Genomic DNA, 20,774 nt, shown 5'->3' with positions numbered 1-20,774 from the left:
TATGCCGATAAGTTTCCCCTAACCCGCTTTATTCAAGGATATTGGGCCGCTTTATAGCGATGAGCGACAATGTCACTAGTGAGATAATTGGTTGGTACTGGTAAGGAGAATCGGTCACTGCTGAGTGAAAAACACAGCAGTGACCGATTGAGAGTAATAATACATGAATTAATATCAGTTATGACAGTTTTCTAACCTCTTCCGCAGGGCTGAATAAAACACGATAAATTGCCCCGCCTAAAGCACCGCCCACCAACGGAGCCAGCCAGAATACCCAGAGCTGTTGCAGTGCAATGCCACCGGCAAAGATTGCCACACCGGTACTGCGCGCGGGGTTGACCGAAGTGTTATCCACTGGAATACAGACTAAATGGATCAGTGTTAAGCACAACCCAATAGCCAGCGGAGCTGCGACTGCGGGAGAACGTTTATCTGTCGCCCCCATGATAACCATCACAAATCCCATCGTCAGAACCACCTCAGCCACCAGCACCGACTGCAAGTTATATCCCCCCGGCGAGCGGACACCAAAACCATTACTGGCGAAACCGGCACTGACATCGAAGCCCGCTTTGCCACTGGCGATAAGATACAAGATTGCAGCACCTGTCAGCCCACCCAATACCTGCGCGATGATGTAAGGCACCAATTGCGCACCTGAAAAGCGCCCGCCGACCCATAACCCCAGTGAAACTGCTGGGTTAAAGTGCGCGCCAGAGATATGCCCAAGGGCATAAGCCATTGTGACGACGGTCAAACCAAATGCCAGTGCAACACCAAGAAATCCAATACCCGCCACCGGGAACATTGCAGCCAACACCGCGCTACCACACCCGCCTAATACCAACCAGAAAGTGCCAATAAACTCTGCCATTAGCTGTTTCATTCTGCTTCACCCTTGCCCGCTAAATATGTCGATAACAGTTAGCGTCATCGCTAACCAATAACCAGCAATTCTCACCGGAGGTACTGCGGCTGAATCTATTAAGATCAGCTCACCTGCGATTTATATAAGCTTAGTCATTGAATTCATGCCTATCGGGAAAGATTTCATATGAAACGGTAATTTGTATTAATAATGCGTTAACAACAGGGATATCACCTTATCCGCGCTTGCGCCTTACCTTTTTTGTCACAGGTTTAGCCACCACGTTGACAACCGGTGCCTCAGCCCCTTCAGGCATCTCAGGTTGTTCAATCGGGAAGACCGGTAGCGCCGCCAATAGCCGGGAACCGTAGCCCTTGGTCAATAACCGCCGATCGTAAATCACAATTTCACCGTGGCATTCATTACTGCGGATTAACCGCCCGACTTGCTGGATCAGGTTAAACGAAGCACTTGGCAGGCTCTGCACTTCAAACGGATAACGTTTCAAAGACTTCAGCCACTCCCCTTCCGTGAGAATAACCGGGCTGTCAATCGGGGGGAATGAAATCTTGTGAATATGTACCTGGGTGAGTAATTCCCCTTTTAAATCCAGCCCTTCGGCAAATGATTGCAGACCAATCAATACACTGGCGCTACCGTTAGTCACCCGCTTGCGGTGCTCTTCAACCAGGCGATAACGGGGTTGATCCCCTTGCACTAACAACATCAAACGCAGATCGGTGACATGACTGAGAAAAGTCTGCATTGCACGATGGCTACTGAACAGAATCAGCATTCCTTTATGCCGCCCGCTGGCCTGCTGCGCGCGGAAGAATTGGGCCATTTCCGCCAAATGTTCCGCTTCATGAGCCATCGTCGGCTCAAAACGCATTTTGGGGATAATCAGCTTCCCCTGCTCAATATGATTAAACGGTGACGATAGCGCTTCAAAGCGATCACCGGCTTTCTCACTTAGGCCACTTAGTTCTTGTAAACGTGCAAAGCTATTCAGTGAACGTAAGGTCGCAGAGGTAACAATCACATGGGGAACTTTGCGCCATAACATTTTATCAAGCTGATCACTGACACGGATCCCCACACAATGGAAATAGAGATGGGTTTGGTTTTCGCGGTAATCGCGGGTTACCCATTTGGAGATGGGGGCGTTCGAGGCTTTCTCCATCGCGGCCAGCCGCCACAGCTTACTCATGGCTTCCAGGTAGCCCAAAGTCCGGCTCATCTGCAAGATAGCGCGATGTAAACGAACGATATCGTGCTTACCAGTCTGCTCACTCAAATCATTAAGCACAAACTCAGCCAGCCCACGCAAGGCGTCGGTCAGCTTAAATAATTTGGCACAATCCTCAGTCAAACTACCCGGCAGTTCGCCCATTTCAAAGCGATACACAACCGGATTCCCTTGTTCAGGTAAAAGTAGGCTGACTTGTTGCTCAACACTCAACATCAGTTCGCGTAACTGCTCACAATGGTCTTTTAACCGTTCCGGGTTTGCCAATCCGGGGGGATTTTTGGGCCGATATTGCACCATGCATTGATCCACCAGCCGCACAATCATATCCAACTGCATATTGGCAAAAACTGCGGTGATCTCACCTTCAATCTCTAAGGCATCCCGCGCCACATCCGGTAAGTGATGCCCTTCATCTAAAACCAGCAGCAGCTCCTTCGGATTGGGCAGCACGGATTCAGTCTCCAGCGCCGCCATGACCAGTGCATGGTTTGCGACCACCACATCAGCACTTTCAATCTCTTTGCGAGCAATAAAGAACGGGCACTCACGGAAATAATGGCAATTCCGCCCAAGACAATTGGCCTTATCGGTACTCAGTTTGGCCCATAAGCTGTCACTGAGTGCCAACTGATGGTGATCCCGTAACCCATCCCAGACATGGCTGCTCAGTAATTTAGACAATGTCAGGCAGGTCGCTTGCTCCTCACCATTAGCCGGGGCCAACTCATCACCGAGAAACAGGGATAAATCCCCCTGCCCGGAAACATCGGTACACATTGCCGCCAGATTACGCGGACAAACATACCGCCCGCGCCCGAAAGCACCGGTGAATTTGAGATCAGGAATGATTTTCTTTAACAACGGCAAATCTTTGCTGTAAATCTGATCCTGTAGCGCCACATTCGCGGTACTCACCACCAACGGTTTACTTTCCGCACGACTGACCGCGATACCGGGAATCAGATAGGACAACGTCTTGCCGACACCGGTCGGCGCTTCTATTGCCAAGTGGCGGCCAGCATCACCTGCCAATGTTTTCGCCACCTCGGCAATCATCTGACGCTGTGGCGCGCGTGAGATAAAATCTGGGATCTGCTGCGAAAGCGCCTTATACCACTGACTGATTTGCTCTTTTACTGCTGGGGACAACGCCATGCATATCTTATCTAAACTGAGTGTTGCCCTATTGTCACATAGAGCGGCGCTCGCGTCAGCCCGAAAGCTACACCGGTTGAAAAACCGGGCGGTGACAAGCTGGGTGGCCTGAGGTGAAGTGTCAGTTTATCCCCGTGAAAAAGGTAAATATTTACCTAATGTCGCAATTATTTATGTTTTGTCATAAATACATCACACAGATGCGGTAAAAATTCTGCGCTGGATGAATTAAGACAGACATTGAATACGGTCAATAAATCCATTACTCGCGTCTTTTTAATAAGAGAAACAGGGCAAAAAACATGAAACGTAATATTCTGGCAATCCTGGTACCGGCTCTATTAGTTGCCACCACATCGCACGCAGCAGAAATTTATAATAAAGATGGTAATAAGCTGGATTTATACGGAAAAGTAAAAGCATTACATTACTTTTCTGATAATAATAAAAGTGATGGCGACAAATCTTATGTACGCTTCGGTTTTAAAGGTGCCACTCAGATTACTGACCAACTCACTGGCTATGGTCAGTGGGAATATAACGTTGCCGCAAACTACGCTGAAAGCCAGGAAACTAAAGACAATAAAACTCGTTTGGCTTTCGCGGGTTTGCGTTACGGAAAATTAGGCTCAATCGACTATGGCCGTAATTATGGCGTTTTATATGATGTCGCCGCCTGGACCGATATGCTGCCTGAGTTCGGTAACGACAGTTACACCAGAACAGATAACTTTATGACTGGCCGCACTACTGGCGTTGCAACTTACCGCAATACCGATTTCTTTGATCTGGTTGATGGCCTTAAGTTTTCCCTGCAATATCAGGGTAAAAACGGCAGCCCGTCAGACAGCAATAACGGGCGTCCCGACGCAAGCAAACAGAATGGTGACGGCTTTGGTTTGTCTTCCAGCTATGAGATCGGTGCCGGCGTTAGCGTAGGTGCAGCCTATGCTTCATCAAATCGCACCACCGCACAGAAAAACGGCGATTTTGGCAAAGGTGACAAGGCCGATGCCTGGACAACCGGTCTGAAATATGACAATAACGGGGTTTATCTGGGAGCAACTTATGCAGAAACCCGCAATATGACACCAATTTCAGGTACGGCATCCATCAATAATGTGTCTACTAGCGTCAGTGGTTTTGCCAATAAAACACAAAACATAGAATTGGTTGCACAATATATGTTCGATTTCGGATTAAAACCATCTTTAGCCTACATTCAATCTAAAGGCAAAGACATTGAAGGAATCGGTGACACTGATCTGGTTAAATATGTTGATATCGGTGCTTATTACTACTTTAACAAAAACATGTCCACTTATGTCGATTATAAAATAAACCAACTGAGTGATGATAACAAACTGAAGCTCAATACAGATAATGTGGTTGCTGTAGGTTTAGTTTATCAATTCTAGTATTTAACCCGTTGCATTGCCCTCATTGCTCCATTGTGGATGGCCTTTATATTTTCGCATAATCTATTTAGTGATATATGTAGTGTCTATTATGCCGGGATAATTCCCGGCTTCTTTTTTCTATATTTATAAACAATGCTCTATTTTATAAAAAAGTCAGGGATGAAAAATTAATTAAGCCGCATCAACAGTAACAATGTCTCGCGTAACGCCTCAATCATCTCCCCTCTGCGCTTTGCCAATAGTGTTCTTTACTCACGCCGTTATCGGCCTGAACCCGTAGTGGAACCAACCACTAATAGCCACTGATACTAAGATAATCATGTCTGGAACTGCTGGATGAGGTGATTTTTTTTCCGTCACACTGGGGTCTGGCTGTTTCAACGCGCTATCCACCCATCGCAACAATTGATGATAGGCCAGAAACCTCTCTTTTACGGTTTTTTATTGTGCAATAGCTTGTTGGTTATGCTGCAAAGCGTGAGCGGACAAGAAAGCATAATCTGTCTGTGCCGCCTCTGTCACGGTCACAAGTAACATAGCGAGTACAAAGAACGGAATTTCTTGCTAAAGCAATTGCAGCCATAAATCATTACCTTGTCTGATAACCACAAATAAGATTTAAGCATCATGTCTGAAGCCTATTTACCTTTCATTAAGTAGGTAGTTTTTATCACTGAAAACTCTTTAACTGCCCAATTAAATAAAGAATAAGTTGCTGTTTTAGAGAAAAATTCAGGTGAAAAATTGAAAAGTAAAAAAATGATAAAAACCTTTGCTAAACATCGCTATTCTCAGGTTTACTGATGCCTATCTGTTTACTGCCCCTTTTTAGTTGAATAACTATGTTGAAGCAAAATAGCCGTAATATGTGGTTGCTGGTTGGTTCACTTTTCACCTTGTACTTCGTCTGGGGTTCAACCTATCTGGTCATTCGCATCGGTGTAGAAAGCTGGCCTCCTTTAATGATGGCGGGTTTACGTTATCTGATTGCCGGAATTTTGCTGTTCAGCTTCCTGACCATCCGAGGCCACACACTGCCTACTTTACGGCAATGGATGGGAGCCAGTGCTATCGGTATTTTATTACTGGCCATCGGTAACGGGCTGGTCACTATCGCGGAGCACCAACATGTCCCATCAGGAATTGCCGCAGTAATGGTGGCAACAGTGCCTCTTTTCACTTTGTGTTTCAGTCTGTTATGGGGTATGCGTAACACTAAATTGGAATGGGCTGGAATAGCTCTTGGGCTAGTCGGGATAATATTGCTGAACACTGGCAGTAACCTATTAGGTAACCCTATGGGAGCAATGCTGATCTTATTGGCTTCAGCCAGTTGGGCATTTGGCTCAGTCTGGAGCTCCAAATTATCACTTCCCAACGGCCCGATGTCTGGCGCGGCACAAATGCTGGTAGCCGGAGTGATATTGTTGATTGGCAGTACATTAAGTGGTGAGGAACTGAGTCAAATGCCCTCGATGAGCGGGATACTCTCGCTACTCTATTTGATTGTTTTTGGCTCAATGCTTGCCATCAGCGCATATATGTTTTTGCTAAAAAATGTCCGCCCAGCAGTCGCTACCAGCTATGCATATGTCAACCCCGTTGTGGCGGTGTTACTGGGTATTAGCTTTGCGGGTGAAAGTTTATCAACCACTGAATGGTGCGCATTGGCAATCATAGTGTCGGCGGTAGTATTGGTTACCTTGGGTAAATTTCTATTTAAACGCCGCGAAACCTCAGTTTAAACACCACACCCGACCCCTTTAGGGGGCAAAAGTACAACATCAGATTGCTGGCAAACCCCAACCACACTATTACTGCTGGCGAGGGCTGCCAGAACGGTAAAGTGCCCACGTCAGGGATACCTCAGCTCGGCCCTACAAGGGAGCTTATTTTTATAAAGGGAGTTGGCGTTTTTACGATCAATCCGTTCTCACCGCTGTAGCCACATTATCATTAACCTCAACATGGTTGTTTCATTTAGTGAACAGACTATAATTCCTGCTGTTTAGATAAAAAGTGAAAAAAATTATGCTAAGAAAAGCACTCATTATCCTGATTGCGATAATGGCACTGAGTTCATTAGGCGGCGTTTTCCTGGCAGGGCTGAATATCTATACCCGTTCAACCACGCCTCTTGATACCAATGCGACTGAATCTTCTCCGTTATCTGATATTGGCCCGGCGGGTTTATCCAATAATGGTCAGGAAGCACCGTAACTACCGATTAAGTCGCGCAATTATTGCGGCAAAAAGCCAGTAAGCCCCAGATCCGTTCAAATACCTAAGAACGGTAGGGGCGAAAAATATCTCCCACAGCCATCGCGGTAATCATCGTTCGATTCCAACCTACGGTTTCAATACCCAAATATGATACTGCCCCCCTTGCGCTCAGCCCCCTCAAGAATCTTCTCAAAACTGGGGAAATGCTGATCCCATTTAGCAAGACTTCGAATGTAACTTAATCACGGCTCGTTATCAGAACCAAAGCATTCCCCCAGCATCACAATAGGAATCCCCGGAGGATAAGGAATGACACCTACAGCCGAAATATGCCCAGCTAACTTATCAATCGGCAACAACTCACAACGCCCGGCCATATGATCCTGGAAAGCCTGACGGGGTAAGGCCATAGGAATGGGTAAATGGCCGAAAGCGTCTGTCTGTAGCTTATCCATTTCACTGGTTTGCATGTACGTGAACATTGTGTCACACAAGGTTTTCAACCCTAGATGAGCGTAATGCTGTGGGTGATTTTTTGCTAATTCAGGTAAGCAAATCGATAATGGTGTATTAGTGTCATAATGCTGTTTAAACTCCAGTAATACATTAATTAATGTTCCCCATTTACCTTTAGTGATGCCTACAGAGAACAAACATAGCACCATAAAATCTGTAGTACGTGAGAATCACTACAAGCGAGAATCAGTCCTCGTTCCCGCTTAAGATTGCAGACCCCGCCAGCGTGATAAACGCTGACTCCACCGTTCAAAAATCATATCGGTAATAATGGCTAACAGGGCAACGATGATTGCCCCTTGAATTACATAAGCGGTATTAAAACCACTCAAACCGATGATAATGGGAGAACCTAGTGTTTTGGTGCCTACAGTGGATGCTATAGCCGCAGTACCAATATTGATAATTACTGAAGTACGAATACCCGCAACGATAACTGGCGCTGCCAAAGGGAGTTCGACTTGCAACAAAATCTGGCGGGCACTCATTCCCACACCTTCGGCTACCTCATGGATACCGCGCGAAACTGATTCGATACCCGCAATGGTCCCTTGTAAGATAGGCAGTAAGCCATAGAGCACTAACGCGATAATCGCTGGCTTCTCACTAAACCCCATAACCGGCACGGCAATCGCTAATACAGCTACAGGTGGGAAGGTCTGCCCCATCGCTACCACGGTTTCCACTACGGATCGGTACTCTTTCCCCGCCGATCGTGTTACGGCTATACCGGCAGAAACACCAATGAAAATAGCAATAATGCTGGATGCCAGAACCAGCAGAACATGGGCAACAACCAGTGACCAGAATGTATCCTGCAAATAGATGGGCCGGTCAAGGTCAGGAAATAATATGGCAAAAAAACCACGCAACGAGGTCATACCAAAAACTAATGCACATAATAAGAGCAGTGCCCAAAACAGAGGGTCTTTTAGCCAACGGGATAGACCAGATGATATATTTGCTATAGTCACCATATTCATATCATTAACTTTGGCTCTCTGTAGCCTCATGCTTCCTCCTTATTTGCCACCAAATCAGCAAAATAGAGCACCCCCAATAGCTGCCCCTGCTCATTGGCTACTGGTAACTTATCAGTCTGACGCGATACAAACAGGGAAAGAGCTTCGCGCAGACTGGTCGAGCCTAGAATTGGCTGCCCTACCAATGTTTCACCGCGCCGAACTCTTTGTTCAGCCCATCCCAGCGATAGCAACTTGATACCGAGATCGCTGCGGCCAAAGAAATCGCGGACAAAATCATTGACAGGCTGAGTCAGCATCTCAAGCGGTGTACCTTGTTGAATAACCCTTCCTTCATCCATTAACACAATACGATCAGCCAGACTTAACGCCTCATCGATATCATGGGTTACCAGCACAATGGTTCGGCCAGACAATTGATGAATACGGGTAATTTCTAACTGCAAAGCTGAACGAGTAACAGGATCTAACGCACCAAATGGCTCATCCATCAATAACACTTCAGGATCAGCGGCTAAAGCTCTCGCGACACCTACCCGCTGTTGCTGACCACCAGAAAGCTGATGGGGATAACGGTGAAGAAACTGTTCTGGAGCCAAATGCAATAGTTCAAGTAATTCAAGAACACGTTGCCGAATACGCTCTTGTGGCCATTTTAGTAACTGAGGTACAGTGGCAATATTACGTTCCACAGTCCAATGAGGAAATAACCCTATTGACTGAATGGCATAGCCCATCCGTCGCCGTAAATCTTCGGGTTTGTAATTACGAATTTCTTCACCGGCAAAGTGGATCTCTCCTTCGTCGTGTTCAATCAGACGGTTAATCATTTTCAGTGTGGTTGATTTACCGGAACCAGAAGTACCAATAAGCACGGCAAATTCCCCCTTGGCAATCTGCAACGATAAGTTATCTACCGCCTGTTTACCGGCAAAATATTTACTCACCTGATGGAAATGAATCATCGACGAGAAGTATCCATAAAAGTAACGATAAATTTAAACAGTGAATCAACAATGACCGCCATCACTATCACGGGTATAACACCTAGCAGCACCAAGTCCAATGCGCTACTTAATAATCCTTGAAATACAATTGCTCCCAGCCCACCAGCGCCGATAAGTGCGGCGACGACAGCCAGCCCCACAGTTTGAACGGAAATAATGCGAATGCCTGACAAAATAAGTGGCATTGCGATTGGAGTTTGTACCCGAAAGAATAACTGACTGCGAGTCATCCCCATTCCCCGCGCAGACTCCACAACACTGTCAGGAACAGCATCTAACCCAGCGACCACATTACGTACTAACGGTAACAAGGCATAGAGCACTAACGCCACTATCGCAGGTGCCAGCCCTATGCCACTGACTCCATGCTCTGCCAACCAGGGAATAGCAGCAGCTAAGCTGGCTAGAGGAGCAATCAATAAGCCGAATAGCGCAATAGATGGAATAGTTTGAATGATATTTAATGTTGAGAAAATCGCGCGTTGAAAACGTGGTACTCGAAAACAAAGTAAGCCGAGAGGAATTCCCAAAACAATAGCCGGAACCAATGTTGCCAATAGAATTTGCACATGTTGCCACAGGGCATCATCAAACACGTCCTGGCGATTAAAGTATTCTTTCATCAATGAGAGATTGTTTAGTTGGCCGGTTGTCAACAATACTGCGACAGGAAGTATCAGTAAGACGTTTGCCAAGCTGCGCCAGGCTGGACTAACAATTGCGCGAGACCAACTATCGACGGCAATCAATACACTCAGCCCACTCATTAGCCAGAACCCCCCGCCTAAAGAAATGCGCGTTAAACTGTCTTCCCCTCCCGCAAGCTGTGTTGCAGTAGTGCCTGCTAATAACAGCAAGCCGAACAGCAAGAATCCAGCTGATAGTGCAATCAACCAATAGCTCAGAATATTTTGTTTAACGAAAGCGAACGCAATCAATACCAGCATTGGCACAAGAAGCCACCAGACTAAACCGGTTATTAATGACGCTAACGGGACCCCTTGACCAGAGATTAACCGGTTAGGTGCATGACTAAGAAATGAGAGCCATGCACCCGCTAAAACCATCAAAATAGTCAGTGTTAACAAGACACGGTTTTTCACAACCATAACAAATCCATCTCCTTACCAAATAGCCTGATAAAACTTAGGCTACCCGTTAATTGGATGGCACAATAAAATGAACGCGTTGTAGCATCATCCTTGATAGACACCATCATTTCTTAATAAACCCTTTTTCTTTCAGATAATTAGCCGCTACTTTTTTTGCATCTTGTCCTTCAACAGCGATACGAGCGTTCAGTTTTTGTAACGTCGGAGCATCAAGTGAGGCAAATACCGGATTAAGCAACGCAGGTATAGTTGGGTGTGCTTTCAGTGTAGCCTCACGGATAACCGGGGCGGGAGCATAGATAGGTTGCACCCCCTTAGGGTCATCCAATGTTTGCAGGCCCAAAGCCGCAACCGGACCATCGGTACCATAAGCCATAGCAGCATTCACACCGGAAGTTTGCTCCGCAGCCGCTTTGATAGTGACCGCAGTGTCACCTCCCGCTAAAGAGAGCAGTTGGTCCTGATTCAATTGAAAACCATAGGCTTGCTGGAAAGCGGGTAATGCATCCGGACGTTCGATAAACTCGGCAGAAGCTGCCAATTTGAATTTCCCCCCTGCGTTAATCCATTTACCTAAATCTTCCAATGTCTTGAGATTATTTGCCTTAGCCAAATCCTTACGTACAGCAATTGTCCAAGTATTATTAGCCGGCGCAGGTTCAAGCCACACTAATTTATTTTTATCATAATCCAGAGCTTTGACTTTCTCGTAACCCGCTTTGGCATTTTTCCAGGCAGGATCTTTTTCATCTGAAAAGAAGAAAGCACCATTGCCTGTATATTCAGGGTAAATATCTATCTCACCAGCAGATATCGCGCCACGAACAACTTTAGTCGTACCCAGTTGTGACTTATTGGTGGTTTTGATCCCGTTAGTTTCTAAAACCTGCACAATAATATTGCCCAGCAGTGAACCTTCAGTATCAATTTTAGAGCCAACACGGACAGTATCTGCTGCGTGAGATACACCAATTGATAGCGTAATCATCATTGCCACCAACACAAAAATCCGGCCACGGATTAGGTTCATTACCATGCTTTACCTCTATATACTTAGGGGATAAGAGAGTTCAGGCGTTACCATTTGTAAAACGCGTAACTTGTACGTCCGTAACTATAGTTGAATTGGCTCAAAACAAACCAAATAACTGACTGATATTAAATGTATTATTAACGTGAAATGAGTTTGATCAATTCACCTTCCTAATTAATAACTGTATAGTTGCTGAGAACTTACGATCAAATTTTCTAACAGTAGCCAAGTTAAGATTACACAAAATACTGTATATAACAACAGCCAACTACAAATTATTGAACAAACTAAAAGCAATATCGGGACAATCACCCCATTTCCATAACTGCATTCATTACCTAAACCTATGGAACGCTTTAATCCGATGGGAAACGGCTATTACTTCTTTCAATTACACTATGCTGGAGAACTCCCTCGGGCACTTTTTCTCACTGAGATAACTGGGATATGCTTCAATTTATAATATTGAAAATGCAAATGTCTACAACCATTAAGTATAGATGCTCACCACAAATTGCTTGCTGCCTACTAATATTGATAGCAATTTTTAAAATAAATCTAACGCAACCCATAACAGGGCAAAACAGTAAATCATGGTGGCTTGGCTAGGATTGAGATTTAAAAATAACAAAAAACCGGTACTGTGCAGCCTCATTCAAAGTTGAATATGTCGCACTCGTTCTGCTGTACGGTGTTCAAAAAAGGCTCTGAGTCTTGTCAAACTCAGTGTTGGAGACGAAATGACTAGCAGATAAAAAGCAGTCAAAGGAAGATTATGCCAACCCCTGCCCAAGTGGGGTAGCCCCCGGCCATGATCAGCCAAAAAATAGTCGCTTTATCCGCTCGCGGAGTTGTTCATTGAAACAATGAGCAACTCCGCGTTGATGGTTATCGATTTTAATATTAGTGGGCGGTATATCTCGGTTCATACCAGGCATAATTTATATCTGCATGATCTGAATAAGAATTACGGCTAACCAACTAAAAGCATTACGATTATAAGAAAATTTACTGACCACTTTGACCCCGTATTTTTACGTTACAACAGGATCAGCAGCTCAATTAAATATATTTATACTGCTCTCCAGCATTTTTCCTGCGCTGACACGGCGATTGCATCCAATACTTTTGAGACTTTCCAACCCTCTTCAAAATCCGGCCACATCCGATCTCCAGCAGCAATTCCGTTAATTAGATCACGAATCTCTACGGTTTTTTGATCGTTAAATCCTATGCCGTGCCCTGCACTGATACAAAATGCGGCATAGTCTGGATGCTGTGGCCCGGTAAGAATGGTTTTGAACCCTTGTCTGGCTTGTGGGTCATCATGACGATATAGCTGTAATTCAGCCATGCGCTCCTGAGAATAGCTAATTGTACCTTTGGTACCAGTGACAACATACGTCAGCCCCATTTTACGGCCACAAGCTATACGTGATGTTTCGATTGTGCCCATTGCACCATTGGCAAAACGCACCAAGGCACTGGCTTGGTCTTCATTTTCCACTGTTCTGAGCTGGGCAGGCTCCTTAGGGTCAGGCCGCTGTTTAATGATAGTCTGCATATCACCCGATACACTCGTGATATCACCAACCAGATAATGCGCCATATTAACAATGTGGGCCGCTAAATCCCCCAAAGCCCCCAAGCCCGCTTGTGCTTTAGTACAGTGCCAATCCAAAGGTGTCCGTGGGTCGGCCAGGTAGTCCTCATTGTGAGTACCGTAAAAATGGACAATCTCGCCAATCTCACCATTCGCGATGATTTCCCTTGCCAATTGACTGGTTGGATTTTTCATATAATTGAAACCCACCAGTGTTTTCACTCCTTTTGCCCGTGCAGCGTCAGCCATTTCTTTGGCATCCGCAGCATTAAGAGCCAGCGGTTTTTCTGAATAAACATGTTTACCGTGACTAATCGCTAACAGCGCCATCTCTTTGTGCAGGAAATTAGGTGCACATATATCCACGACATCAATATCAGGATCAGCAACCAGCGTCTTCCAATTTGCAGTAGAACGAGCAAAACCAAACTCAGTTGCACGCTGCTGCGCTAATTCAGGTGTAACCTCTGCCAACATCTCTAATACCAGTTGCCCTTTTAACGGAAAAACCGTTGAAACCTGTGTGTAAGCAATGGCATGACAGCGGCCAATATATCCAGTACCGATAAGGCCAATTCGAACTTTATTCATTCTATTCCCCTCGCCTGTTTATAGATCAAGCCCCAAAAAGAGACTTTACTTACTCATGGTTATACGAAATTAAAATTTCATCATCAAGATAAAAATAGAACGAAAAACTCTTTTTGCGAGATACTACTAAGAAAGACTTTGGATTAATGAAACATTGCATAAACAGAAGGTAAATCCTTGTAGCAGTCTCACAAATGAAGATATCTAAACACCAGAAAAATGAACTATTCATTTATAAAATGCAATAAAATGGATAATAAATTCCAACAAATGCGAAATGTTACGCATTAATAACAAAGCCGAGTTTCATTAGAAAAATTTCGTTATATAGTAGGTAGCACGAAGAAGCTATCGGCTGAACTGCCTCTTTATAACTTTGACAGGTAACTTGCCATGAATTCACCTTTTTTGGTTACACCACAATGGTTGGCCGCACATATTAATGATGCCAACATGGTTATTCTGGATGCCAGAATGTCGCCTCCGGGCTTGGTGCCAAAACGAAATATTCAAGCTGAATTTGAGCTGGGTCATATCCCAGGTGCAGCTTATTTTGATATCGACGCTGTAGCTGACCACAGCACCGAGCTTCCACATATGCTGCCCTCGCCCCAAGTATTCAGTGAGAAAGTGGGAAAATTGGGTATCAGCGAGCAGCAAACTTTAGTGATCTATGATGACGGCAACCTATTTTCTGCACCAAGAGTTTGGTGGATGCTCCGTACTTTCGGTGCAAAAAACGTGCATATACTGGCTGGTGGTTTAAACGGTTGGCAACAGGCTGGCTATGCCTTGGAAAGTGGTCAAACCAATCCTGCCTCGCAGATTTTCAAAACTACATTTAATGCCGCAGCAGTCAAAAGTGTGAATGAAGTATTCGCTGTATTAGGTAACGACGAAGTGCAGATTCTTGATGCCCGACCAGCAGCCAGATTCAAGGCTCAGGAGCCTGAACCTCGCCCCGGCCTACGGCTGGGACGAATTCCTGGCAGCATTAATGTGCCGTGGGGGAGCATGGTCGAAAATGGTAATCTGAAGTCGCCGCAAGCGCTGGCAGATATTTTTGCCGCACAAGGAGTCGATTTAACTAAACCTATTATCACCAGCTGCGGTTCTGGGGTAACAGCAGCTGTGGTTACACTAGGTTTAGCTGCGTTAAATACGCCATCAGTGTCGCTCTATGACGGTTCTTGGGCTGAATGGGGTGCATCTGGCTCACTGCCAATAGAGGACACACAGCTCCCGTGATTTGGAACTCAATCACTACCAGATTGCGGATATTATCAAGCTCTATATCGTTTCCACGCACTTTTTGGGCAATTTTTCTGCGGAACATCACTAGACTGCTATCCGCCAGTTCTGTGACAAAATAATAAAACTGTTCAACCCACCAGGATAGCCATATCCCCCTGAGCGAAGAGTTTTTTGATAACAGCACTAATTTCCTTGATAACCGAGGATTGAATGTCCTCGGTTGGTTTATCCAGCATTAGCAGCCAAGGCTGGCAAGAAAATGCATAGCCAATTGCTGCTGGCTGGCAAAGATATCTCCGCCACAACGGGGTATTTCATTATTGGCAATCGTTTCGATAACCCACCATATCATGCCCCGCGACCACGAATGAATGCTTGCCTGTCAAGGGGTTAAATAGCCCTGCGGTATAGGCTGTCTTTACATCTATCATACCTGCGATAAGTTCATCCAGTAACAACAAATGTGGATGTGGACCTGCACCAGTAACATATCAATGTCAAGAAACAGCGTCTGCCCGTGAGATAACAAACCAGCCTGACACAAACTAATATCACTTAAACGCAACATCAGGAATATTTTATCAATCTGAACCTGCTACTCACCATTTAGTTTTACACATAAACAGGCCCAGGCGGTTTTGGTATTTTTGCCAATTCAAGACCTTCTAGCACACTCAGCGTTTCAAATAGCGTCGTTTTTTAAAATTTACACTCAATACCCGCTTATGAAATTTCAATCGGACTCACAGTTGAAAGATCATGGTATTGGTCATATAACTTCTTGCCAGTCTGTGGATGGGCCGCAATAGTGCAGATAACTATAATTACGATGAAATAGAAAAATAGAGTGCAGCAAGAGGAGCATATATTACATATAGGTGTCTGATGGAGTAAAAGATAGATATAAATGAAGACATTATATTAACAAAAAAGGAATGGCTCATTGCCACTCCTGTCTTATTATTAGTTACGCATTACTCATGTTATTGATATTACTTTTTAGGGCCACGGATGCGTAATGTTAGACCTTTCAAGAAATAACGTAGTACTTGATCACCACAAGGACGGAAGTTTTTACTCCCCTCTTTGCGGAACAGCGCATTTAACTCAGGTTTGGATACTGGGAATTCAACGGCGTTGAAAACATCTTGCATATCAGTATCTTTTAGCTCAAATGCTACACGCAGTTTTTTCAACACGATGTTGTTGGTAATGACAGGTTCTACCGCAGGCGCGGGGAACTTATCATCTTTACCACGTCTGAAGAAAATTAGGCCATTAAGGAAATGCGCCATCACCAAATCGGGGCAATCCTGATAACCCGCTTCATCTTCTTTTTTAAGAAAATTAATGACATCCGCATTATCCACTTCAAAATCGGCCAGCTTAATAATTTCTGCTATTTTGGTATCGTTAACGTTAAGCATATAGCGAACACTGCGGAGTACATCGTTGTTGATCATATTACTGCCCTATTCCTATTATTTAGAGTAGACGCATGCGAATGTCGCAAGAAAAAAAGGCTTCTTTAACGTCTAGCGGGCAGTATTGTATAGATTTATGCCGATTTTCTCAATGTAAATCTGATAAATGACTAAAGTGCTAAACTTATCTAAATAAATACTTATAACAAGTAAAGCAGTGAAGGAAACGTCAAATTAAGGTAATCGATATAATACTTATTCATTAGCATCATTAAATATTATCTTTAATACTATTAATAGGCTGATACAGTGTAATCTCTTCGCCAATTATATACTTTCTGCGCAATATAGCAGATACCTTGTCCATTACCATAACAATGACAACCATAATCAATGTGATAAACATCACCACATCCCAATTCCATAGCCGCATATTCTCGGCATATACCAAACCGATCCCACCAGCGCCAACAAAGCCTAATACGGCTGCAGAACGAGTATTAGACTCGACTTGATAAAGGCTTAATGCTAAAAATGTGGGAAAAGATTGTGTAAAAATACCAAAGCGTTGTTTTTGCAGGGCGTTTGCTCCCATAGAGGTTAAACCACGATTAGGCGATTTATCGACAGCTTCATGACCTTCGGCATATAGTTTACCCAGCAATCCCATATCCTGCATGATGATTGCCAATACCCCCGCCAGTGGCCCCATCCCCACTGCTCGGACGAAAATCAAGCCCCAGATAGCCATGTCAATACCACGGAAGATATCGAGGAAACGGCGTACTATAAATGAAACAATACGCAACCTAGGGGTCGACATAACATTGCGCGCCGCCATGAATGACAGCGGTAAGGCAACAAGTGTGGCGGTTAATGTCCCAGCAAAAACAATTGCTAAGGTGATAAAAATCTGACCAAAATAGTATTTAAATGGCCAATTAACAAAATCATGCCAGACAAACATGCGCAAAAAATAACGACTTATTTGTTGGCTGCCATTGGCAAAGGTCTGCCAGGGTATGCCGAATATCTTGAAGAAAAAAAGATAATACAAAATAATGCCTACAGTGACCGCGGTTACTAAACGGATATAGCGCCTTTGCTGCAAGAAAAGTTGCGGATATTGTTGCTTCATAGATAATACTTGTTCAGTTTTTAGGTGTTTAACCAACATTATGATGCTCCTTCCACAACTCGTTTTCGCAACTTACCGGAGGTATAATCCAATAGTGAAACCACAATAATAATCAACAGTAAGGTCATACTGACTTGATCATAACGATCCAATTTTATAGATGTCATCAATTCCTGCCCTATCCCTCCAGCGCCAACCAAGCCTAAGATGGTTGACTGGCGAAAGTTTATTTCTAATCTCATAAAGCTATAAGAGAGGAATATAGGCTTGACCTGTGGCCAGAGTGCAAAACGCATTCGCTGCAACTTACCCGCACCACAAGCTGCTAATCCACGAACCGGTTTATCCGAAGCTGTTTCCAATGATTCATAAAATAGTTTAGTCAAGCTACCGATAGTGTGTAATGCCAAAGCCAGAAAACCGGGAATAGCACCAATACCAAATGCCATAACAAACATCACCGCCCAAGCTAATTCTGGCATCGTGCGCAAAAAAGCGACAGAAGTGCGAATAAATAATCGCAATAAAGGAGGGCTACAAGTATTATTGGCGGCCATAAATGCCAGAACAACTGCCACCATTACCGATAAAATCGTCGATGCTACCGCCAGTTGCAGGGTTTCCCAAATTAAAGGTAATTGAATTGGCAACCGATATCCCCAATAAGCAAAAGAGCCTTCAGTATGGCCATCAGAAAATAAGCTATGCCAATGAAGCACTGGAATAGTTTCAGCCAGATAATCAAAAAAATGTGGGATAGAAATAAAAATAGTATGAAGATTAAACTCGGCAAGACTTCCTGCACCAAGATAAATAATTACCAGAGCCAGCGACCAAATCAAGGTTTCGCGCTTTTGCTTGCTACGAATGCGCTGGTAATAGTGGTTAAAGTCTGTATTCAAAATAAGTTACCACCTAAAAGCAATAGCTCTGGGTAACCAGAGCTATTTTGTTTTATCCAGCGGATCGATTTAACGATCGCCTTTGGTTAATTCGCGCTTCATATCGATAATCGTTTGATACTCACTAAGTGATGTGTCACCGATATGCTGTTTGCCACCCATAGCTTTAATGAAACAGCCATGTTCTTCTTTATCCAACTTTTTCACTGCTGCGACTAACTGAGCTTTAAATTCAGGAGGTAATGCACTGCGAACTAAAATCGGGCCATTAGGAATTAATGGAGATTGCCAAATAATGCGGATCTGTTTCATTAAATCTGGGTGGTCCATACGGATCATGCGGGTAAATGCACCACTCGTATAACCAGTGTTATAGTCACCAATCATTGAAGCCCAGGTTACCGCACCTGCGAATTGGCCATTAATCACTCCCAGAATATCTTGCTCATGACCGCCCGAGAAAGTCACGCTGGAGAAGAAATCGTTGTATTTATTATCTGATGTTCCACCAAATTTTTGTTTGAAAATTTGGTTAGGAATTAAGAAACCCGACGTTGAGTCAGGATCAGCGAAGCCAAACGCTTTGCCTTTCAAGTCTTCTATTTTTTGATATGGGCTATCTGCTTTGACAACAACAACAGAATGATATCCGCGCGACTGATCAGTATCGTCAATCGCAATACCGACAATATCAACAGCCTTAGGATCTTTAATATAAATAGATGCAAAAGAGGAAGGAGACATACTTAATACCAGATCAATTTTTCCGCCTAATATTCCTTGAATAACACCAGAATAATCAGAGGCATTATGTAAATTAGTCTTTACGTGCAACTCTTTTTCCAGAAAACTTTTGACACACTGATTATCCCCAATTTGCTGTGTCGCATTCTGCCCACCAAGAATTCCCAGATTAATTTCTTTTGGCATATCTGCTGCTGTAGCATTAAATATCATCATACTTGCCACTAATGAGGTAAGACAAAGTACTTTCTTCATTAAAATAACCTATTATGATAGAGGGATAAGTGGATATTAATACAAAAACTCAGCTAACTCATCGCTATAAATATTCTGAATAATTGTATCATTCAGCATTGAGGGGGGCCCATCAAAGACTATTCGCCCATGGGCAATACCAATAACCCGAGTACAATAGTCTTTCACTAAATCGACCGAATGTAAGTTCACCATCACGGCAATATCGTTTTCGCTTATTTTCTGTAACGTACTCATAATACGAATTGTATTCTTCGGATCAAGCGACGCCACAGGCTCATCTGCTAACAATATTTTGGGGTTTTGCATCATAGCGCGGCAAATAGCTACCCGCTGCATCTGACCACCAGAGAGATTCTCTGCCCGTTGTAATGCATGTGGTAACATATTCAACCATTGCAATAATTCGATTGCGCGAACTCGGTCTTGGTCTGCAAATATTTTGAAACAGGACTTGAGTGTCGAGGTATAATTTAGGCGACCTAATAAAACATTAGTAATAACATCAAGGCGAGGAACCAAACAGAAATCTTGAAATATCATACCGCATTTTGCACGCCATTTACGCATTTCTCTGGGCGTCAACTCGGTAATATTTTGGATATCACCGTTGTCGTGATAATTAATAACCGCCCCAGAACTGCTTGGAATAGTACCATTTAAAATATGCAATAATGTTGATTTACCTGCCCCCGAACGGCCGATAATAGCAACAAATTCACCCGCATGAAGTTCAAAATTAATATCATCCAGAACTCGATGCTGAGATTTATATGCTTTAACCAATCCTTTAACGGCAAGTACCCTTTTACGCGGTTCTAGTGCCGCTGCCGGATAGTCGGCAGCAGTAAATTTACGTAATGCCTGGCCCATATCATGTCTCTCAGAAACCCGTGAACATGAGCCATTAACAGCTATTTTTATTGCATATTGATGATGGTTTTATGAGAGAAAGGTGACAAAATAGCCACCTCCCTCTTTGCATAATGCGCGATTATGCGTGATCTGAGATCACTGTTATTGCAAGAGATTGAAGAGTTAACTTCTCAGTTTTCGATAAGCAAACAACACAACCAACGAACCTATCACTGCTACGACAAAGCTACCGAAATTAAAACCGTCAACTTTGCCCATACCGAAGAATGTACTGATATAACCGCCGACCAATGCACCAACTACCCCAAGAATTACGGTCATAATAAATCCACCGCCATCCTCTCCGGGCATAATCCATTTAGCCAGAACACCAGCGATAAGACCGAAAATAATCCAAGATAGTATGCCCATAACTCC

General features: G+C 44.1%; 17 protein-coding genes and 3 pseudogenes. 4 read left to right on the top strand and 16 right to left on the bottom strand.

What is annotated here, in order from left to right; genetic code table 11:
• Positions 1–178: 178 nt before the first annotated feature.
• Together aqpZ and dinG are read right to left on the bottom strand one after the other, a co-directional pair.
• Entirely contained in the window at positions 179–886 is a 708-nt protein-coding gene (aqpZ, locus tag AT01_RS19190) for an aquaporin Z (protein WP_004699472.1), read from the bottom strand.
• Positions 887–1,103: 217 nt separating this feature from the next.
• Positions 1,104–3,275, bottom strand: coding sequence for an ATP-dependent DNA helicase DinG (dinG, locus tag AT01_RS19185; RefSeq protein WP_042548278.1), 2,172 nt, complete (start codon positions 3,273–3,275; stop codon positions 1,104–1,106).
• A gap of 302 nt (positions 3,276–3,577) precedes the next feature.
• Here dinG and ompF2 point away from each other — a divergent pair, with 302 nt between their 5' ends.
• The 3 genes from ompF2 (at position 3,578) to AT01_RS19170 (ending at position 6,916) form a co-directional block, all read left to right on the top strand.
• Entirely contained in the window at positions 3,578–4,693 is a 1,116-nt protein-coding gene (ompF2, locus tag AT01_RS19180; RefSeq protein ID WP_042548277.1) for a porin OmpF2, read from the top strand.
• 845 nt (positions 4,694–5,538) lie between these two features.
• Entirely contained in the window at positions 5,539–6,441 is a 903-nt protein-coding gene (gene yedA / locus AT01_RS19175) for a drug/metabolite exporter YedA (RefSeq protein ID WP_042548276.1), read from the top strand.
• Positions 6,442–6,727: 286 nt separating this feature from the next.
• Positions 6,728–6,916 carry a hypothetical protein gene (locus tag AT01_RS19170; RefSeq protein WP_042548275.1) on the top strand — a complete coding sequence of 63 codons (189 nt, stop codon included), beginning with the start codon at positions 6,728–6,730 and terminating at the stop codon, positions 6,914–6,916.
• A 129-nt stretch (positions 6,917–7,045) separates the two neighbouring features.
• Here AT01_RS19170 and AT01_RS19165 read toward each other — a convergent pair.
• The 6 genes and pseudogenes from AT01_RS19165 to AT01_RS19140 form a co-directional block, all read right to left on the bottom strand.
• Positions 7,046–7,602, bottom strand: a pseudogene (locus tag AT01_RS19165) (Orn/Lys/Arg family decarboxylase); the annotation flags it as partial.
• A gap of 36 nt (positions 7,603–7,638) precedes the next feature.
• Positions 7,639–8,316, bottom strand: coding sequence for an ABC transporter permease (locus AT01_RS19160; protein WP_162484253.1), 678 nt, complete (start codon positions 8,314–8,316; stop codon positions 7,639–7,641).
• Between the two features lie 128 nt (positions 8,317–8,444).
• A complete protein-coding gene (locus AT01_RS19155) occupies positions 8,445–9,383 on the bottom strand; it encodes an ABC transporter ATP-binding protein (protein WP_042548272.1) in 939 nt (312 codons plus the stop codon).
• On the bottom strand, positions 9,380–10,534 hold the full coding sequence (locus AT01_RS19150; RefSeq protein WP_042548271.1) for an ABC transporter permease: 1,155 nt from the start codon (positions 10,532–10,534) through the stop codon (positions 9,380–9,382). Before AT01_RS19150 ends, AT01_RS19155 begins: the two co-directional genes overlap by 4 nt.
• 106 nt (positions 10,535–10,640) lie before the next feature.
• The gene (gene osmF / locus AT01_RS19145; protein ID WP_042548270.1) at positions 10,641–11,573 is read right to left on the bottom strand and encodes a glycine betaine ABC transporter substrate-binding protein OsmF; all 933 of its coding nucleotides are present in this window, start codon (positions 11,571–11,573) and stop codon (positions 10,641–10,643) included.
• Between the two features lie 1,069 nt (positions 11,574–12,642).
• The gene (locus AT01_RS19140; RefSeq protein ID WP_042548269.1) at positions 12,643–13,764 is read right to left on the bottom strand and encodes a Gfo/Idh/MocA family protein; all 1,122 of its coding nucleotides are present in this window, start codon (positions 13,762–13,764) and stop codon (positions 12,643–12,645) included.
• Between the two features lie 393 nt (positions 13,765–14,157).
• Between AT01_RS19140 and sseA the strand changes: the two genes are divergently transcribed.
• The gene (gene sseA / locus AT01_RS19135; protein WP_042548268.1) at positions 14,158–15,012 is read left to right on the top strand and encodes a 3-mercaptopyruvate sulfurtransferase; all 855 of its coding nucleotides are present in this window, start codon (positions 14,158–14,160) and stop codon (positions 15,010–15,012) included.
• A gap of 10 nt (positions 15,013–15,022) precedes the next feature.
• On the opposite strand, the pseudogene AT01_RS22410 reads toward sseA, so the two are convergent.
• The 8 genes and pseudogenes from AT01_RS22410 to AT01_RS19100 all read right to left on the bottom strand — a co-directional run.
• A pseudogene (locus AT01_RS22410) lies at positions 15,023–15,302 on the bottom strand (ABC transporter ATP-binding protein); the annotation flags it as partial.
• Between the two features lie 60 nt (positions 15,303–15,362).
• Positions 15,363–15,810: pseudogene (locus tag AT01_RS22405) on the bottom strand (ABC transporter ATP-binding protein); the annotation flags it as partial.
• Between the two features lie 200 nt (positions 15,811–16,010).
• Positions 16,011–16,481, bottom strand: a complete 471-nt coding sequence (locus tag AT01_RS19125; protein ID WP_042548267.1) for a YehS family protein — start codon at positions 16,479–16,481, stop codon at positions 16,011–16,013.
• Positions 16,482–16,713: 232 nt separating this feature from the next.
• On the bottom strand, positions 16,714–17,619 hold the full coding sequence (phnE, locus tag AT01_RS19120) for a phosphonate ABC transporter, permease protein PhnE (protein WP_042548266.1): 906 nt from the start codon (positions 17,617–17,619) through the stop codon (positions 16,714–16,716).
• Positions 17,619–18,482: a phosphonate ABC transporter, permease protein PhnE gene (gene phnE / locus AT01_RS19115; RefSeq protein WP_042548265.1), complete on the bottom strand. Its 864-nt coding sequence runs from the start codon at positions 18,480–18,482 to the stop codon at positions 17,619–17,621. The genes phnE (AT01_RS19120) and phnE (AT01_RS19115) overlap by 1 nt, the downstream gene beginning before the upstream one ends.
• A 69-nt stretch (positions 18,483–18,551) precedes the next feature.
• Positions 18,552–19,481: a phosphonate ABC transporter substrate-binding protein gene (phnD, locus tag AT01_RS19110; RefSeq protein ID WP_042548264.1), complete on the bottom strand. Its 930-nt coding sequence runs from the start codon at positions 19,479–19,481 to the stop codon at positions 18,552–18,554.
• 36 nt (positions 19,482–19,517) lie between these two features.
• The gene (gene phnC, locus AT01_RS19105) at positions 19,518–20,354 is read right to left on the bottom strand and encodes a phosphonate ABC transporter ATP-binding protein (protein WP_042548263.1); all 837 of its coding nucleotides are present in this window, start codon (positions 20,352–20,354) and stop codon (positions 19,518–19,520) included.
• A gap of 165 nt (positions 20,355–20,519) precedes the next feature.
• Positions 20,520–20,768, bottom strand: coding sequence for a GlsB/YeaQ/YmgE family stress response membrane protein (locus AT01_RS19100; protein ID WP_004699494.1), 249 nt, complete (start codon positions 20,766–20,768; stop codon positions 20,520–20,522).
• Positions 20,769–20,774 lie beyond the last annotated feature (6 nt).

Origin of the sequence: Yersinia aldovae 670-83 (assembly GCF_000834395.1) — a bacterium.
Classification (GTDB): Bacteria; Pseudomonadota; Gammaproteobacteria; order Enterobacterales; family Enterobacteriaceae; genus Yersinia; species Yersinia aldovae.
This window is presented reverse-complemented; position numbering and strand designations above follow the sequence as displayed.

Coding starts and splice junctions, on each gene's coding strand:
- AT01_RS19100 (WP_004699494.1), bottom strand. CDS start 20,768: ATGGGCATACTATCTTGGATTATTTTCGGTCTTATCGCTGGTGTTCTG.
- AT01_RS19140 (WP_042548269.1), bottom strand. CDS start 13,764: ATGAATAAAGTTCGAATTGGCCTTATCGGTACTGGATATATTGGCCGC.
- phnD (WP_042548264.1), bottom strand. CDS start 19,481: ATGAAGAAAGTACTTTGTCTTACCTCATTAGTGGCAAGTATGATGATA.
- AT01_RS19160 (WP_162484253.1), bottom strand. CDS start 8,316: ATGACCTCGTTGCGTGGTTTTTTTGCCATATTATTTCCTGACCTTGAC.
- phnE (WP_042548266.1), bottom strand. CDS start 17,619: ATGTTGGTTAAACACCTAAAAACTGAACAAGTATTATCTATGAAGCAA.
- AT01_RS19150 (WP_042548271.1), bottom strand. CDS start 10,534: ATGGTTGTGAAAAACCGTGTCTTGTTAACACTGACTATTTTGATGGTT.
- AT01_RS19155 (WP_042548272.1), bottom strand. CDS start 9,383: ATGATTCATTTCCATCAGGTGAGTAAATATTTTGCCGGTAAACAGGCG.
- sseA (WP_042548268.1), top strand. CDS start 14,158: ATGAATTCACCTTTTTTGGTTACACCACAATGGTTGGCCGCACATATT.
- osmF (WP_042548270.1), bottom strand. CDS start 11,573: ATGGTAATGAACCTAATCCGTGGCCGGATTTTTGTGTTGGTGGCAATG.
- yedA (WP_042548276.1), top strand. CDS start 5,539: ATGTTGAAGCAAAATAGCCGTAATATGTGGTTGCTGGTTGGTTCACTT.
- phnC (WP_042548263.1), bottom strand. CDS start 20,354: ATGGGCCAGGCATTACGTAAATTTACTGCTGCCGACTATCCGGCAGCG.
- aqpZ (WP_004699472.1), bottom strand. CDS start 886: ATGAAACAGCTAATGGCAGAGTTTATTGGCACTTTCTGGTTGGTATTA.
- ompF2 (WP_042548277.1), top strand. CDS start 3,578: ATGAAACGTAATATTCTGGCAATCCTGGTACCGGCTCTATTAGTTGCC.
- dinG (WP_042548278.1), bottom strand. CDS start 3,275: ATGGCGTTGTCCCCAGCAGTAAAAGAGCAAATCAGTCAGTGGTATAAG.
- AT01_RS19170 (WP_042548275.1), top strand. CDS start 6,728: ATGCTAAGAAAAGCACTCATTATCCTGATTGCGATAATGGCACTGAGT.
- AT01_RS19125 (WP_042548267.1), bottom strand. CDS start 16,481: ATGATCAACAACGATGTACTCCGCAGTGTTCGCTATATGCTTAACGTT.